We start from the raw sequence: 15,175 nt of genomic DNA on the forward strand, positions 1-15,175 counted from the left end.
TGAGGGGGGGAGCGTGGCGCGGCGGCGGGCGGATGTGCTGCAGCACTGCGGAGGCAGGCGGGGAGCGTCGTCGCTTACCCCGCTGCATTGGACATCAGTGGACTATGCTGCCTACCATGGCCTTGTAGATGTCGGGACGGAGCACGAACTGCAACCTCGATGAGGTGGCGGTGCCAAAGGCTATGGCCTGCTCACCGCCGATGTAGTTGTTGAGATGGTAGATGGGGCGCAGGTTGAATCCCAGCCGCCCCAAATCGGCTTCGAAGACGCGGCCGTATTTCGACGCCAGTTCGGAGACCCGGTCCCAGGTCCCTAACATTTCCAGGGGAATGGACACCCCGTCTGCTACACGAATAAGTTCCGGCATGCTTTGCTCCTCCTGACTTCTGAGGATTTTATCGGCGAGCACGCCTGGAACTTGAGAGGTTAACTGCGCAAAACGTCGAGTGAGGCAACGGCGTTGCGGGCGGGGCATTCGGTCTCGGCGCAGGTGGTGAGAAACTTCAAAAGTGCCAGCCCGCCCCCGAGGAGTCCCAAGATCAGGAGCACCACGCCCTGCCACCCAAAGGCGCTCCAGAACAGTCCGCCGACGGTGCCGGAGACGCTGGACCCGAGGTAGTAGAAAAAGAGATAGAGGGAGGCAGCCTGCGCACGTGCGCTCTTGGCGCGGCTCCCCACCCAGCTGGAGGCGATGGTGTGGGCGCCGAAGAAGCCGCAGGTGAAAATGGCGATCCCGGTAACGATGGTGCCCAGGTCGCGGCTCACCGTGCACAAGGCCCCCGCGACCATGGTGCCTATGGTGAGAAAGAGCATCCGGCCACGTCCGAAGCGCTCCACCTGCACCCCGATCATGGAAGAGCTGAAGGAACCGAGCATGTAGACCAGGAAGATAAGACTCACCAGCGAGGCCGGGAGGTGGTACGGCGCACCCAAAAGCCGGAAGGTGATGTAGTTGTACAGGGTCACGAAGCTCCCCATGATCAGGAAGGAGATCCCGTACAGGCAGAGCAGCCCCGGGTCCTGCAACTGCCGGTAGAGGGAGCTGAACAGGTAACGCACCGCAAAGGGTCGCTTCTTGAAGTTCTCCGAGGGGGGGAGGCTCTTGGCGAAATAGAGGCTCAGCACGAAGCAGACTGCGCCGATGACGGCAAGGGCCGTGCGCCAGGAGGTCGCCTCCGCCATGGTGGCGGTGAAGATCCTGCCGGTCATGCCGCCGATGGCGTTGCCGCTTATGTAGAGCCCGATGGCGGAGGTGAGCGAAGCCGGGGCGATCTCCTCGCTCAGATAGGCCAGGGCCACGGCCGGAAGCCCTGCCAGGGCGATCCCCTGCAGGAACCTCACCACGACCAGCTGCTCGAGGCTCTGGGTATGGGCGGTCAGGTAGGCCAAAACGGAGGTGGTTACCAGCGAGGCGACCATCACGGTTTTCCGCCCCAGCGTCTCGGAGATGGTCCCGGCGAAAAGCATCGAGACGGCGAGGGCGCAGGAGGTGACGGAAAGCGGCAGGCTGGCGAACATGGCGCTGACGCCGAACTCCCGGGTGAACACCGGCAACAGCGGCTGCAGGTCGTACAGCGTGATGAAGGTGACGAAACCCGCGAAGAAAAAGGCCCAGTTGATCTGCCGGTATCGTTTGGTGCCGCTTTTGATGGATCCCATTGTTTTCCCCTGTTGTTGTCGCCGCTTCCGAAGCAACTATAACCCTTGCCGCATCATAAGAAAAATATATAATGCTTATCGCTTCGATAGCTATTTTTTATCGATTGGGGGCGGCATGGACATCAGGCAGTTGAGGTATTTCCTCGAGGTGGCGCGGCTTAGCAACTTCACCAAGGCGGCGGAGTCGCTGCGCATCGCGCAGCCCGCGGTCAGCATGGCGGTGAAGAAGCTGGAGGAGGAACTGGACCTGGTCCTTTTCAACCGCCAGGACAAGAAGGTCTCGCTGACGGCGGAGGGGGAGATCTTCCTGTCGCACGCCAGGCGGATCATGGATGACCTGCGCGGCGCCGAGCTGGAGATGGCCGAACTGAAGGGGCTCAGCAGGGGAGAGGTGAGGATCGGCATCACCCCGATGATAAGCGCCTACTTCTTTCCCGACATCTTCCGGGACTTCAAGAGGGCCTATCCACAACTGAGCATCTCGGTGCTCGGGGAGGGCTCGGGGAGGATCCAGAAGATGATCGGGGATGGGGAGCTGGACATGGGGGTGGTTGCCGGCGGGGGGAGCGCCGCCTTTCCCGCCACGCTGGAGGTGCGCCGTTTCCTGCGCGAGGAGATCGTTGTCTGCGTGCCGCTGGACCATCCCTTTGCCGGACGGCAGGCCGTGACGCTCACAGAGTTCATCGGAGAGCCGCTGGTCTTCTACAAGGAGGGGTACTACATCAGGGAGTTCTTCCTGGAGGCGCTCAAGGGGACCGGCAGTGCGCCAAGAATAATCTTCGAGACCAACCTCTTCTCCCTGGTCAAGTCGCTGGTGCGCAACGGTACCGGGATCTCCATCTTCCTCAAGATGGTGGTGGCCGAGGACACCGATCTCGCCGCGGTCTCCTTCGATCCTCCGTTGCACCTCGACCTGCTCATCGCCTGGAAGAAGGACACCTATCTCTCGCTGGCCAACCGCGCCTTCGTCGACTTCCTGCTGGAGCATGCCCCGGGGGAGCGGGATGGGGAGCAGCGGTAGCCCCCCCTTTACATCGGCTCCAGCAACTCCATCAGCTTGCCCGCTATCTTCTTGGGGGGAAGGACGTAATCGACCGCACCGGTCTGGGCAGCCGCCTTGGGCATGCCGTAGATGGTGGATGACTGCTGGTCCTGGGCGATGGTGATGCCGCCGATCTCGTGGATGTGCCTGATCCCGTCGGCGCCGTCGCGCCCCATGCCGGTCAGCACGATGCCGATCAACTTGCCTTTCAGCGGCCTGCCCAAGGAGAGCATGGTGACGTCCGCGGCCGGCTGCACGTAGTTGACCCTGGGCCCCTCGCACAGGACCACCCGGTTGTTTCCCGTCAACTGGAGGTGTAGCCCCCCCGGCGCCATGTAGACGTGACCGCTTTTCAGGAACTCGCCGTCTTCGGCGAGCTTCACCGGCATCGAGGCGGCTGTTGCCAGTCCCTGCGCGATGCGGTAGTCCATCTCCGGCGTGATGTGCAGCACGATGAGAAAGGCTGCGTTCAGCGGCGGCAGTTCCCTGAACAGCGCCTTGAGCGTCAGCGGCCCTCCGGTGGAGACGCCTATGACCACCAGGTTCCTGCTAGTCATGGTCGACCGGCGTGTTCAGCAGGGTGAGGTAGTACTCGATGGAATCCAGCAACTCGTCCGGGGTGAAGGGCTTGGTCATGTAGTCCGAGACGTACTCCTGCAGCCCCTCCATCTTCGAGTCGGGCTCGCCCATCCCGGTCAACATGACGATGACGTTGCCCGGGTACAGCCCCCGGTCCACGATCTCCCTGATGGTGTCCCAACCGTCCATGTCCGGCATCATGATGTCCATGAGGATGACCCCCCGGAATCCCGCCTCCAGTTGCTCCAGGCACTCGGGACCGCTGGCCGCGCTGGCCAATTCGAGCCGCGCGGATTCGCAGATGATGTCCACCGATGCCCTGACGTACTCGTTGTCGTCTACGATCATTACCCGTCTGTTCATGGCTGTGGTTCCTTATGTTCCGGCGCGGGCGCGCCTTGCTGTGTTTCGAGGAGCTGGGCCATGGTGCGGTGGTCCAGCGGCGGGGGCTCGCCTTGGGGCGGTTTCACCTGGTACAGCATCTCGTTGATCCGGGCCATGAACTGCTCCAGGGTGAAGGGCTTGGCCAGGAAGATCGCCTCCTGGCGCAGGTTTTCTTCCTGTGGCGCCATGGCGTTGGTGTATCCGGAAATGTAGAGCACGGGGAGCGCGGGGTAGCGCTCCTGCAGTTTCTCGTACAGCTCGGGCCCGGTCATTTCCGGCATGACCACGTCCGTCGCCAGCAGGTCGATCCCCTGTTCCTCCGCCTCCGCCAGCTCCAGCGCCCGGGACGGGGTCTCCGCCACCAGGACCCGGTAGCCGAAGGAGGCGAGCAGGTCGGCGGCGACCTCGCGGATCATCTGGTTGTCCTCGACCAGCAGGATGGTCCTCTCGCTGCTGTCATGCTCGGGGGGGGCTACCCCGGCGGGAGGGCGCATGATGGGCTCGGCGGAACTCGCGCTGGCGGGGAGGTAGATCGCGAACCTCGTGCCCTGCCCCGGGCGGCTCTTCACGTCGATGCAGCCGCCGTGATGCTTGATGACGCCGTAGACCGTGGCGAGACCGAGGCCGGTGCCGCGGCCGCTCTCCTTGGTGGTGAAGAACGGCTCGTACATGTGCCGCAGCGTCTCCTCGGTCATGCCGCAGCCGTCGTCGCTGAAGGCGAGCAGGATGTAGTGCCCCGGCTTGGCGACCGGATGCTGCCGGTGGAACTCGTCGTCCAGTATCAGGTGGCCGGTCTCGATGCAGATGGAGCCGCCCCCCTCGATGGCGTCCTGCGCGTTCAAGACGAGGTTCAAGAGGACCTGCTCCAACTGGCCGCGATCTGCCTGGACCTTGGCGGCGCCGGGGGAGAGCAGCAGGTCGATCTCGATGTTGTCCCTGACGGTGGCGCGCATGATCTCCCTGAACGACGTGATCACCTCGTTCAGGTCCAGAAGGTTCATGTGCAGCATCTGCTTGCGTCCGAAGGAGAGGAGCTTCTGGGTCAGGTCGCTCGCCTTGTGGGCCGCCGAGCTCATGGACTGGATCATGCGCGTCTGGGGGCTCCCCTCGGGAGAGATCCTGAGCAGCATGTCGGCATAGACGATGATCGGCGTGAGCAGGTTGTTGAAGTCGTGGGCGACGCCGGCGGCCAGCTGTCCCACCGCCTCGATCTTCTGGCTGTGGCGCAGCTGCTCTTCCAGTACGTGACGCCCCTCGTCGGCCCGGACCCGACTGATGGCGATGCCCGCCAGGTGGGCCGCCGACTCCAGCAACTGGAGATCCTCGTTCCCGGGCGCGCGCGGCTCCCGGTGGTACACCGCGAGGGTTCCCAGGAGGGTGCCGTTGCTGGCGAAGACCGGCTCGGACCAGCAGGACCTGAGGCCGGCTTCGCGCGCCGGCTGGAAGTTGTGCCAGTAGGGATGGGGGTCGAGATCCTCGACCACTACGCGCTGCCGCAGGAAGGCCGCGGTGCCGCAGGAGCCCTTCCCCTTGCCGATCTTTATACCGTCCACCGCCTGGTTGTACTCGGCGGGTAGCGAGGGGGCGCAGCCGTGGCGCAGCCTGGTGCCCGATTCGTCGACGAGGAGTATGGAGCAGAGCGAGCCGGGAAGGCAATCCTCGACGAACTGCACCACGTCGGTCAGCAGCTCCTCCAGCTCCGCGTCGCTGGCGATCCGTTCCAGCGCCTTGAGGCGGCTGCGCTCCCGCTGTTCGGCGTGCTTTCTCTGGGTGATGTCCCGCGCGATGCTCAAGATCAGCGTCCGACCTTCGCTCTCCATGACCCGTGCCCGGACCTCTATCGGGATCTCGGACCCGTCCTTGGCGAGGTAGGCGCTCTCGAAGCTGGCCTCGCCGCTTTCCTTGAGCCTGGCGATGGTCGGCTCCTCGCTGGCGGCGAATTCGGGCGGTTCCAGCTGCTGCAGGCGGAGCCCGACCAGCTCTTCCGGTGCGTACCCGGTCAGCCGGCAGAGCGCCTGGTTGAAGTAGAGCAGCCGTCCCTGCTCGTCGGTCTGCACGATGCAATCGTTGGCGGCCTCGATCTGGGCCGCTTTGAGCGCCAGCTCCGCCTGTTGCCCTTGGACGATGCGCTCGGTTTCCTCCAGGTGAGCCAGGTGGGAGAACAGGATACGGGTAAGTGCCGCAATCACCACGCAGAGAACGAGGATCAGCATGGACTGCTGCAACGGCTCACCGACCAGGGACCCGCTCTCGCCCAAGGCGAAGATGCCGATCACCGCGGCGATTACGGCCGCGACGGTTATGCCGATGCGGGTCTTGAGCTCTGCTATGGAGAAGTGTCTCATATCTGGTTGCTCTCTTTACGGCTTTCCTGGAACGGCTCGCCTTGGTGCGTCGCGGGGGGCTGGTTCCCCGCCCGCTTCAAGGTGAAGAACATGGTGGTGCCGCAGCCCGCTCCCGGGCTCGCCGCCCAGAGCTTTCCCTCGTGGTTGGTGACGATCCTGCGGCAGATCGCGAGCCCGAGCCCCTGCGTGTTCAGGTCGTGGCGCGCGGTGTCCGCCTTGTAGAACTCGTCGAAGACCCGGGTCAGCTGCTCGTGGTCCAGCCCTGTGCCGTCGTCCTGGACCGACACCTCGACCTCCTCCCCCTTGTCGAGGGCCGAGATGATCACCTTCCCGTTCTGGGCGGCGTAGCGCGCGGCGTTGCTGAGCAGGTTCTTGAACAGCAGCGTGAGCTGTTCCGCCGATCCCAGTACCTGGAGCTCCGGGTCGATGGCGTTGCAGCAGATCACCCCGCGCTGTGCCAGAGCGGGGGAGAGTTCGCTCAGGGCGCTCTCGGCCGCGGCGGAGAGACTCACCGGGATGAGCCGGGGCGGATTCGAGGAGATCCGCACCAGGTCGAGCGCCTTTCCCGCGAGCCCCTGGATCTGGTTCACGCACTGCTGGCAGATTTCCAGCATCCTCTCCACGCCCGGGTCGCTCACCTTGGCGCGGATCATGGGGATCAGGGCGAAGAGCGGGGTGAGCGGCGTGTTCAGGTCGTGGTTCAGCTGGATCATCATGGACTCGATCATGCGCGAATGGTGCATCTGCGCCTCGAGCTTGCGGCTCTCCTGCTCGGCGGCCTTGCGCTCGGTGATGTCGAGGATGACCCCCACCAGCCCCGCGGCGTTGCCCTGGTCGTCCCTGACCGCCGCCTTGTGGAAGATGACGTCGTGCAGCGTTCCGTCCGCGTAGCGCACCTGGGACTCGTAGACCTGCGTTCCCGTGGTCTCCAGGATCTCCCGGTCCATGTCCGTGTATTTCCGGGCGAGCTCCCTGTCCCAGAGGTCGAAGGCGGACTTGCCGATGAGCCGGTCGCTGCTCAGCCCCACGTAGAACTGGAACGCCTTGTTGCACAGGTTGTAGTGCCCCCGGGCATCCTTGGAGAAGATGGGGCTCGGGATGGTATCCAGCAGGAGCTGCTGGAAGCCCAGCTGCCTCTTGATCTCGTTCTCCGAGCGCCTGCGCTCGAGTCCCAGGATCAGGGCGCAGATCACGAAGATGGCCGCCAGCGAGATGTTGATGGCGCTGATCTTGAGGTTGATCCGGTCGTAGCGCGCCAGGTACTCGCTTTGCTTCACCCCCACGAACAGGGCCCCGATCACCTTGCCTTTGAGGTCGTGGACGGGGTCGTAGGCGGTGAAGTAGGGTATCCCCAGGATGTTGGCCTCGCCGCGGTAACGGTCCCCCCGCCTGAAGATGGCGTCGTAGGCGGGCCCGGTGAGCCTCGTCCCTATGGCCCGGGTCCCGTCCTCCTTCATGACGTTGGTGGCCACCCGGGTGTCCCCCTGGAAGATGGTGGCCCTGCTGCCGGTCATGGCAAAGATCTTGTCCGGCATCTCGTTGTCGCCGTTGAGGGTGTAGTAGTCTCCGAGGATCAGCTTGCCGTTCTCGATATGGAAGTGCCGACCATGGCGGTTCATCAGCTCCCAGAACACCAGCATGCTGCTTTCCTGCTGCCGGCTGGCCTGGCGCACCGCCTCATCCTTGATCTGGTCCAGCATGATGTGATTGGCGGTGATCATCACCACCGCGACGACGATCGCGCTGGCCAGAAGCAGTATGGAAAACTTGTCGGTAGCGATCTTGAGCTGCTTCACATCTTCCCCCGGCGCCTTGCCCTGCTTTAAACCCTGAAGCTGCGTTTGCCGTGCGAGGCAAGCCAGCCGATGAGGCGTCCCGCCATCTCGGAGAGGGGGACCACCTCGTCGACCCCGCCCCGCGCGATCGCCTCGCGGGGCATGCCGAAGACGACGCAGCTTTCCTCGTCCTGTGCCAGCGTTCTGGCGCCGGCGTTGTGCATCTCCAGCATCCCTGCGGCGCCGTCGTCTCCCATGCCGGTCAGGATGATGCCGAGGCTGTTGTCCGCGGCGCAGTTGGCGGTGGAGCGGAACAGCACGTCGACCGAGGGACGGTGCCGGGAGACCGGCGGCCCGTCGTCCAGCACGATGGTGTAGTTTGCCCCGCTCCTGGAGAGCAGCATGTGCCGGTTGCCCGGCGCGATGTAGGCGTGTCCCGGGAGCACCCGGTCCCCGTGTTCGGCCTCCTTGACCGCCAGGGCGCACAGGCCGTCCAGCCGCGCGGCGAAGGTCCGGGTGAAGGTCTCCGGCATGTGCTGGGTGATCAGGATGCCGGGGCAGTCCGCCGGGAGCGCGGTGAGGAAGGTCTTGAGCGCCTCGGTGCCTCCGGTCGAGGAGCCCACGGCCACCACCTTCTCCGTGGTAGAGAAGTGCTGCCGGCGGTTGGGCAGGACCGCGTCGGCGCTCAGCTTCGCCTCCACCGGCGGGGCGACCCCGGGGACGCTTCCCCTTCTCTTGAAGGAGAGCCTCGCGCAGCGGATCTTCTCGGCAAGCTCCTCGGCGTACTCCATAAGCCCGCTGCGGATGTCGATCTTCGGCTTGGTGATGAAGTCGAATGCACCAAGCTCCAGCGCCTTCAGCGTCACCGCCGAGCTCTTCTCTGTCAGCGAGGAAACCATGACCACCGGCATGGGGCGCAGCCTCATCAGCTTTTCCAGGAAGGCGAGGCCGTCCATCTTAGGCATTTCCACGTCCAGGGTGAGCACGTCGGGGTTCAGTTCCTTGATGCGCTGCCGGGCCGCCAGTGGGTCCGGTGCGGTTCCCACCACCCTGAGGTCGGGGGTGGCGTTGATGATCTCGGTCAAGAGAGACCGAACCAGGGCGGAGTCGTCTATTACCAGCACCTTGATGGGCATTCAGTGTCTTCCTGCGCGCAGGGCTCGCATCCTCTTCACGAGGGCGCGGCCGGTTTTGGGAAAGAACATCACCTTCCTGGGGCAGCACTCCCCCAGGTCAGAGGCGATGATCGGGATCCCGTGTTTCTTCAGGTAATCGACTGCGAAGGCGGCGTTGTGGCCGCCGATGTCGGTGCTGCTGTCCATGACCCGCCCCGCGCCGAAGATCTTCGCGGCCAGCCGCTTGCGGTTGGCACCCAGGAGTTCCAGCTGCTGCAGCAGGCGCCGCATGGCGCAGGAGCCGTAGCGGGCGCAGCTTTTGGAGTTGAGGTCGCAGGCGCCGCTGCAGAACTCAGTCCCCCCCTCTCCCGCCAGCTCGGGCAACATGAAGTGGTTCATGCCGCCGATGCCGAGCTCGATGTCGTAGAGGCAGACCGCGACGCAGGAGCCGAGCAGGGTGGAGATGGCTACATCCTCGCCGGTAGCGAAGAATTCCCCCGCCACGATCTTCACCGCGACCGTTTCGAACTCGGGGTCGTAGTAGCTGGATCTCCCCAGCCCTTCCCGGTCCGGCGGCTCCGTCTTCGCCCTTCCCGGCTTCCCTTTCTGCGGCACTCTCAACTCCTCAAGGCGTAGGTCGTGTTGCCGCAGACCCGGAACAGCTCCGGGGCGTGATGCAGGCTCTCCGAGTGTCCCACGAATAAAAGCCCGTCCGGGTGCAAGACCCGGGAGATCCGCTCCAGTACAGCGAGCTGCGTGGGCCTGTCGAAATAGATCATCACGTTGCGGCAGAAGACGAAGTCGAATTTTCCCCGCATGGGCCACTGCGCGTCCAGCAGGTTCAGCCTCCTGAAGGTCACCGCGCGGCGCAGCTCCTCCTTCACCCGAATGAACCCCTCGTTGCTCCCTTCCCCCCTGAGGAAGAAGCGTTTCCGGTACGGTTCCGGGATCTTGGGCAGCTGGTCCACCGGGTAGACCCCCTCGCTCCCCCTGCTCAGCACGTTGGTGTCGATGTCGGTGGCCAGGATGCTCAGACCGGAGCCCGCCGGCAGCGCATCCAGCGCCGTCATCGCTATGGAGTAGGGCTCCTCGCCGCTGGAGGAGGCGCAGCTCCAGATGCTCACCTGCTTCTGGTCCCGGCGCTGGCGCAGGCGCTCGGCGAGAAGCCGGAAGTGGTGTGGCTCCCGGAAGAAGGAGGTCATGTTGGTGGTCAGGGCGTTGATGAAGGCTTCCACCTCCTGGAGGTCGCCGCTTTCAACGAGGTCCAGGTACTGCGAGAAGCTTTCCATCCCCCTGGCCCGCAGCCGGCGCGCCAACCGGCTGTAGACCATGTCCATCTTGCCGGGGGCGAGGGAGATCCCGGCGTTGCGGTAGATGAAGCCGCGCACCCGGGCGAAGTCGTCCCCGGTGAAGCGGTACTGGAAGTTGCCCCATCCCTGGTCGGCTGCGCCGGGAGGCGCGGCGCCTCCCCCCCCCGTCAGGGGGCGCGCCGGCTCCGTGCGCGCTCCGGTTCTCAGAACTCTTTCCAATCATCGTCCAGCTCGGCGGCCTCGGAGGACCGGGAGGGACGTTGTTCCTGCGCTTTTGCTCCTGCCGCCACCGATACGGGTTTCGCCTTCTTCTCCGGGGCCTTGGGCCTTGCCGCGGCGTGGGTCAGCCTGCGCTTCTCGGCCGCGGGGGGGGATGACGTCTTTTGCCCCTGCTCCAGGGTGAAGCGCGCCACCACCGCCACCAGTTGCTGGGCCTGCTCTTCGAGCGATTCCGCGGCGGCGGCCGCCTCCTCGACGAGGGCCGCGTTCTGCTGGGTCACGTCGTCCATCTGGGTGATGGCCGTGTTCACCTGCTCGATGCCGCTGGACTGCTCCAGCGATGCCGCGGATATCTCCGCCATGATGTCGGTCACCCTCTTGATGCTGGTGACTATGTCCTGGGTGGTGCGCCCGGCCTCCTCGACCAGCCTGCTGCCGTCCTGCACCTTGGCGACCGAGTCCTCGATGAGGGCCTTGATCTCCTTGGCCGCCGCCGCGCTTCTCTGCGCGAGACTCCTGACCTCGGCGGCGACCACGGCGAAACCTCTCCCCTGTTCGCCGGCGCGCGCCGCCTCCACCGCGGCGTTCAGGGCCAGGATGTTGGTCTGGAAGGCGATGCCGTCGATCACGCCGATGATGTCCGAGATCTTCTTGGAGCTGTCGGTGATGCTCTCCATGGTGCGCACCACCCGGTTGATCACGTCGCCACCCTTGACCGCCACGCCGCTGGCGTTGATGGCGAGCTGGTTCGCGGCCTGGGCGTTGTCGGCGTTCTGCTTCACGGTGGAGGTGAGCTCCTCCATGCTGGAGGCGGTTTCCTCCAGGGCGCTCGCCTGCTCCTCGGTACGCTGGGAGAGGTCGGCGTTCCCCGCCGCGATCTCCTCGGTTGCCGTGGCGATCGATTCGGCCCCGTTTCTCACGTCGCCCACGATGTGTGCGAGCCCGTCGTTCATCTCCTTGAGCGAGGCGAGGAGCTCGCCGGTCTCGTCCTTGCTGTCCACGGTGATATGGGCGGTGAGATCGCCCGAGGCGATGCGCTTGGAAGCGCCGATGGCCTGGTCGAGAGCCTCCTTGATCCTGCGCGCCACGAACCAGGCGAAGAGGAAGATGACGACGGCAAGGAGCGCGGTGCCGCCGATGATCTGCCATTTCATCTTGTTCATCTCCGCGGTCACGTTGTCGACGTAGATGCCGCTACCCACGATCCAGCCCCACTCCTTCATCAGCATGACGTAGGAGATCTTCGGCACCGGCACCGTGGAGCCGGGCTTGGCCCACATGTAGTCGACCACCCCTTCGCCCTTCTCCTTGCAGACGTTGACGAACTCGACGTAGAGCCTTTTGCCGTTGGGATCCTTGTTTTCGTACTGGGTCTTGCCCACCAGCTCCGGCTTGATCGGGTGCATGAGCACCTTGGTGTCGAGGTCGTTGACCCAGAAGTACTCGTTGCCATGGTACCTCATCTCGGAGATCTGCTTCAGGGCGTCGGCCTGCGCCTGCTGCAGGGTTTTTCTCCCCTCCTTCACCGCGTTCTGGTTCGATGTCAGGACGTCGTAGGCCACGTCGACCACCGCCTTGGTGGCCTGGATCTTCTCGTCCATGAGCTTGTTCTGCACGAAGGGGAGCACGTAGAACATCACGCCGAGCGCCATCATGACGATGGTGGCAACCGAGATGCTCAGGATCTTGGTCAGGATCTTCCAGTCTTTGAATCGGGAAATTTTCATTGGTTCACCGCCCCTTTCTGAGTGTCTTCCACGGCACTTTCAACGATCTGCAGCTCGTCGCTGCCGATCAGCTTTTCTATGTCCACCAGGATCAGCATCTCGTCGTTCAATGTCCCAAGCCCGGTGATGTAGCGGGTGTCAAGCGACGCACCCAACTCGGGGGGGGGCTTGATGCTCTGCGCGGGGAGCGCCACCACGTCGGAGACGCCGTCCACCACGATCCCCACCACCTTGTTCAGCACGTTGATGATGATCACCACGGTGAACTCGTGGTAGGTCGCCTCGCCCACGTTGAACTTGATGCGCAGGTCGATGATGGGGACGATCACCCCGCGCAGGTTGATGACCCCCTTGATGAAGAGGGGGGTGTTGGCGATGCGCGTGACGCAGTCGTACCCCCTGATCTCCTGCACCTTCAGGATGTCGATGCCGTAGCTTTCGCTTCCCAGGGTGAAGGTGAGGTACTCCGAAGCCGCCTCCGCCGCCAGTTGTTGCACCGCGTTGCCCTGTGCCGTCTGCATGATGGTGTTGCCTCCTTTCCGCTGCTACAACCTCTTGTGCATGGTAAAAAGTTCGGGGATGTCGAGGATGAGCGCCACGCGGCCGTCCCCAAGGATCGTGGCCCCCGCGCTCCCTTCGACCCTGCGGTAGTTGGTTTCGATGCTCTTCACTACGACCTGCTGCTCGTCCAAGAGGGCGTCGACCATGATGGCCCCCCTTTCTCCGTCGGCATCCACCAGCACCAGGATGCCCAGCTGCGGCTCGGTCACCTCCGCCTCCAGGTTGAAGATCCGGTGCAGCTTGAGGATGGGGAGGTACTCCCCCCGCACCTGGACCACCTCCCGGCCGTTCACGCTCTTCAACTGCTCCGCGGTTGGCTGCAGCGACTCGAGCACCACGTTGAGCGGGATGATGAACTTTTCCGCCCCGACTGCGACCGAGAGCCCCTCCAGGATGGCCAGGGTTAGAGGCAGGCTGATGGTGAAGCGTGCCCCCCGTCCCGCCTCCGAGGCGATCTGCACCCGGCCGCCGATCGCCTGGACGTTCTTGAGGACCACGTCCATCCCCACCCCACGGCCGGAGAGGTCGGTCACCTCGCTCGCGGTGGAGAACCCCGGCGCGAAGATGAGCTGCCAGACCTCCTCGTCGCTCATGCTTTCGGAGCAGGGGATGCCGCACTCCACGGCCTTGGCGAGGATCTTGCCCCGGTTCAGCCCGGCGCCGTCGTCGGTCACGTCCACCACGATCCTTCCGCCCACCTGGGACGCGGAAAGCTGCAGCGTGCCGACCGGGCTCTTGCCGCAGGAGACCCGCCGTTCCGGGCTTTCCAGCCCGTGGTCCAGCGCGTTGCGCACCAGGTGCCCCAACGGGTCGGCGATCCTCTCGATCAGCCCCCGGTCCAGTTCCGTGCTCTCGCCAACTGTCTTCAGTTCGACCTGCTTGCCGAGCTTGGCCGCCATCTCGCGCACCAGGCGCGGGAAACGGTTGAACACGATGCTGATCGGCACCAGGCGGATGGACATCACGCTTGCCTGCAGGTCGCGGGTGTTGCGCTCCAGTTGGGTGAGCCCCCGCTGCAGCGCCTGGTGCAGGACGGGATCGAGTCCCGCCACGATCTGGCTCAGCATAGCCTGGGTGATCAGGAGCTCCCCGACCTCGTTTACCAGCTGGTCCACCTTGGTGACGTTGACCCTGATGGAGGACTCGGCCTCGCCGCCGCGCCTGCCGAAGGCCCCCGGGGCGGCCTCGCTGCTGTCATAGGCGCGTCTGCCGGCGGGAGCGAGCAGCGTCTCCTCTGGCGCCGGCTCTTCAGCCGGGCCGCGCCGGTCCACGGGTTCCTCCTCGATGGTGAGCTGCTCCTCGTCCGCCACGAACATGAACACGTCGAGGACCTGCTCCCGGCTCGCCCGGGTGAGCAGCGTGAACTCCCAGCAGGTGATGCAGCGCTCCGGGTCCAGCTCGGGCAGGTCGGGGAGTTCCATGAGCCGCGCGCTGCAGGCAAACTCTCCCGGTTCGGCCAGTTCGGTGAGTTCGGAGATGATGCTCTCCATCCGGATCCCCCTCGCGAAGATCTCGGGGTCGGGGGTGAAGGCGAGCCGGCAGCGGCGCGGCAGCAGCTCTTCCTCGTGCGGGGCAGGGGAGCCCTGTTCCGGCTCCACCGGCGGCTCCAGGGCCGGGGCCCCCGCTTCGATGGCCTGCTGCAGTTTGGCCCGCACCCGGTCGATCGCCTCCTGGTCCACCGCCTTTCCCTCGCGGTGCCAGGCAAGCTGCATGGCGATGGCGTCTCCTGCTTCCAGAAAGAGGTCGATCATGGCGGGGACGAACGGGGTCTCGCGGTTTCTCAGCCGGTCCAGAAGCGACTCCATGACGTGGGTCACCACGGTCATGTCCTGGAAACCGAAGATCCCGGCTCCACCCTTGATGGAATGGGCGGCGCGGAAGATCGCGTTCATCTCTTCGTGGTCCGGTTCCCGGTCTCCGAGCGAGATCAGGATCTGCTCCATCTCGGCCAGGTTCTCGGCGCATTCCTCGAAGAAGACCTCGTTGAAGCGGTTGAGGTCCACGCTGCTTTTTTCCCCTGTGGGAGTTGTCATGCCAGTTCCTTTGCTGTTGGCCGCCGCCCGGTTCATCGCTCGGGCTGCAGCGCCAGAAGATCCCGGAAGCCGAGGGTGTTGATCCGTTCCGTGACTCCGACGGGCGCTGGGGCGAGGACGGGGGTGGCGCCGCGGCGCTTCAGGCTTTCCACGAAAAGCGCGAGCAACTGGCAGCCGCAGGCATCGATGTCGCTCACCCGGGAAAGATCGATGGTCGCCTGCTGGCACTTCTCCGTCACCCCGTCGAGACGCTCCACGAGCAACTGGTGCAACTCCTGCGCGCGCTCCACGATCAGGGGGCCTTCCAGCGTGATGTTTATATTATTAACAAAAACTTTTTTGCCCACTTTGTTTTGACCTTTCAGGGGGTTTTGTTTGTTGCAAAATGTCATAGTGAAAATAAACAACCGTTGTTATATGGATAGT

At 64.4% G+C, this 15,175-nt stretch carries 14 protein-coding genes; 1 reads left to right on the forward strand and 13 read right to left on the reverse strand.

Translation table 11 applies throughout. From position 1 onward, the window contains the following. Positions 1–94 precede the first annotated feature (94 nt). Complete coding sequence (locus KOM00_RS14095) at positions 95–367, reverse strand: hypothetical protein (RefSeq protein WP_216499572.1); 273 nt, start codon at positions 365–367, stop codon at positions 95–97. Between the two features lie 59 nt (positions 368–426). Next, the gene (locus KOM00_RS14100; RefSeq protein WP_216499573.1) at positions 427–1,659 is read right to left on the reverse strand and encodes an MFS transporter; all 1,233 of its coding nucleotides are present in this window, start codon (positions 1,657–1,659) and stop codon (positions 427–429) included. A gap of 115 nt (positions 1,660–1,774) precedes the next feature. Between KOM00_RS14100 and KOM00_RS14105 the strand changes: the two genes are divergently transcribed. After that, the gene (locus tag KOM00_RS14105) at positions 1,775–2,680 is read left to right on the forward strand and encodes a LysR family transcriptional regulator (protein WP_216499574.1); all 906 of its coding nucleotides are present in this window, start codon (positions 1,775–1,777) and stop codon (positions 2,678–2,680) included. 8 nt (positions 2,681–2,688) lie between these two features. Here the strand turns inward: KOM00_RS14105 and KOM00_RS14110 are convergent, their stop codons facing one another. From KOM00_RS14110 to KOM00_RS14160, 11 genes are read right to left on the reverse strand one after another with little or no spacing between them, the layout of a single operon-like run. Next, positions 2,689–3,258, reverse strand: coding sequence for a CheB methylesterase domain-containing protein (locus KOM00_RS14110; RefSeq protein ID WP_216499575.1), 570 nt, complete (start codon positions 3,256–3,258; stop codon positions 2,689–2,691). Beyond that, positions 3,251–3,643 carry a response regulator gene (locus KOM00_RS14115; protein WP_216499576.1) on the reverse strand — a complete coding sequence of 131 codons (393 nt, stop codon included), beginning with the start codon at positions 3,641–3,643 and terminating at the stop codon, positions 3,251–3,253. Before KOM00_RS14115 ends, KOM00_RS14110 begins: the two co-directional genes overlap by 8 nt. Beyond that, a complete protein-coding gene (locus KOM00_RS14120) occupies positions 3,640–6,009 on the reverse strand; it encodes a PAS domain S-box protein (RefSeq protein WP_216499577.1) in 2,370 nt (789 codons plus the stop codon). The genes KOM00_RS14115 and KOM00_RS14120 overlap by 4 nt, the downstream gene beginning before the upstream one ends. Continuing rightward, positions 6,006–7,805, reverse strand: coding sequence for a cache domain-containing protein (locus tag KOM00_RS14125; protein ID WP_216499578.1), 1,800 nt, complete (start codon positions 7,803–7,805; stop codon positions 6,006–6,008). The genes KOM00_RS14120 and KOM00_RS14125 overlap by 4 nt, the downstream gene beginning before the upstream one ends. Before the next feature lie 26 nt (positions 7,806–7,831). After that, positions 7,832–8,920, reverse strand: coding sequence for a protein-glutamate methylesterase/protein-glutamine glutaminase (locus tag KOM00_RS14130; protein ID WP_216499579.1), 1,089 nt, complete (start codon positions 8,918–8,920; stop codon positions 7,832–7,834). Further along, a complete protein-coding gene (locus KOM00_RS14135) occupies positions 8,921–9,457 on the reverse strand; it encodes a histidine kinase (RefSeq protein WP_216499689.1) in 537 nt (178 codons plus the stop codon). 59 nt (positions 9,458–9,516) lie between these two features. Next, positions 9,517–10,428: a CheR family methyltransferase gene (locus KOM00_RS14140; RefSeq protein ID WP_236026969.1), complete on the reverse strand. Its 912-nt coding sequence runs from the start codon at positions 10,426–10,428 to the stop codon at positions 9,517–9,519. Then, on the reverse strand, positions 10,413–12,155 hold the full coding sequence (locus KOM00_RS14145) for a methyl-accepting chemotaxis protein (RefSeq protein ID WP_216499580.1): 1,743 nt from the start codon (positions 12,153–12,155) through the stop codon (positions 10,413–10,415). The genes KOM00_RS14140 and KOM00_RS14145 overlap by 16 nt, the downstream gene beginning before the upstream one ends. After that, complete coding sequence (locus tag KOM00_RS14150; protein ID WP_216499581.1) at positions 12,152–12,676, reverse strand: chemotaxis protein CheW; 525 nt, start codon at positions 12,674–12,676, stop codon at positions 12,152–12,154. Before KOM00_RS14150 ends, KOM00_RS14145 begins: the two co-directional genes overlap by 4 nt. Before the next feature lie 24 nt (positions 12,677–12,700). Further along, positions 12,701–14,749 carry a chemotaxis protein CheW gene (locus KOM00_RS14155; RefSeq protein ID WP_216499582.1) on the reverse strand — a complete coding sequence of 683 codons (2,049 nt, stop codon included), beginning with the start codon at positions 14,747–14,749 and terminating at the stop codon, positions 12,701–12,703. A gap of 32 nt (positions 14,750–14,781) precedes the next feature. Then, positions 14,782–15,096, reverse strand: coding sequence for an STAS domain-containing protein (locus KOM00_RS14160; RefSeq protein ID WP_216499583.1), 315 nt, complete (start codon positions 15,094–15,096; stop codon positions 14,782–14,784). Between the last annotated feature and the right edge of the window lie 79 nt (positions 15,097–15,175).

This window comes from Geomonas diazotrophica (genome assembly GCF_018919385.1).
Lineage (GTDB): Bacteria > Desulfobacterota > Desulfuromonadia > Geobacterales > Geobacteraceae > Geomonas > Geomonas diazotrophica.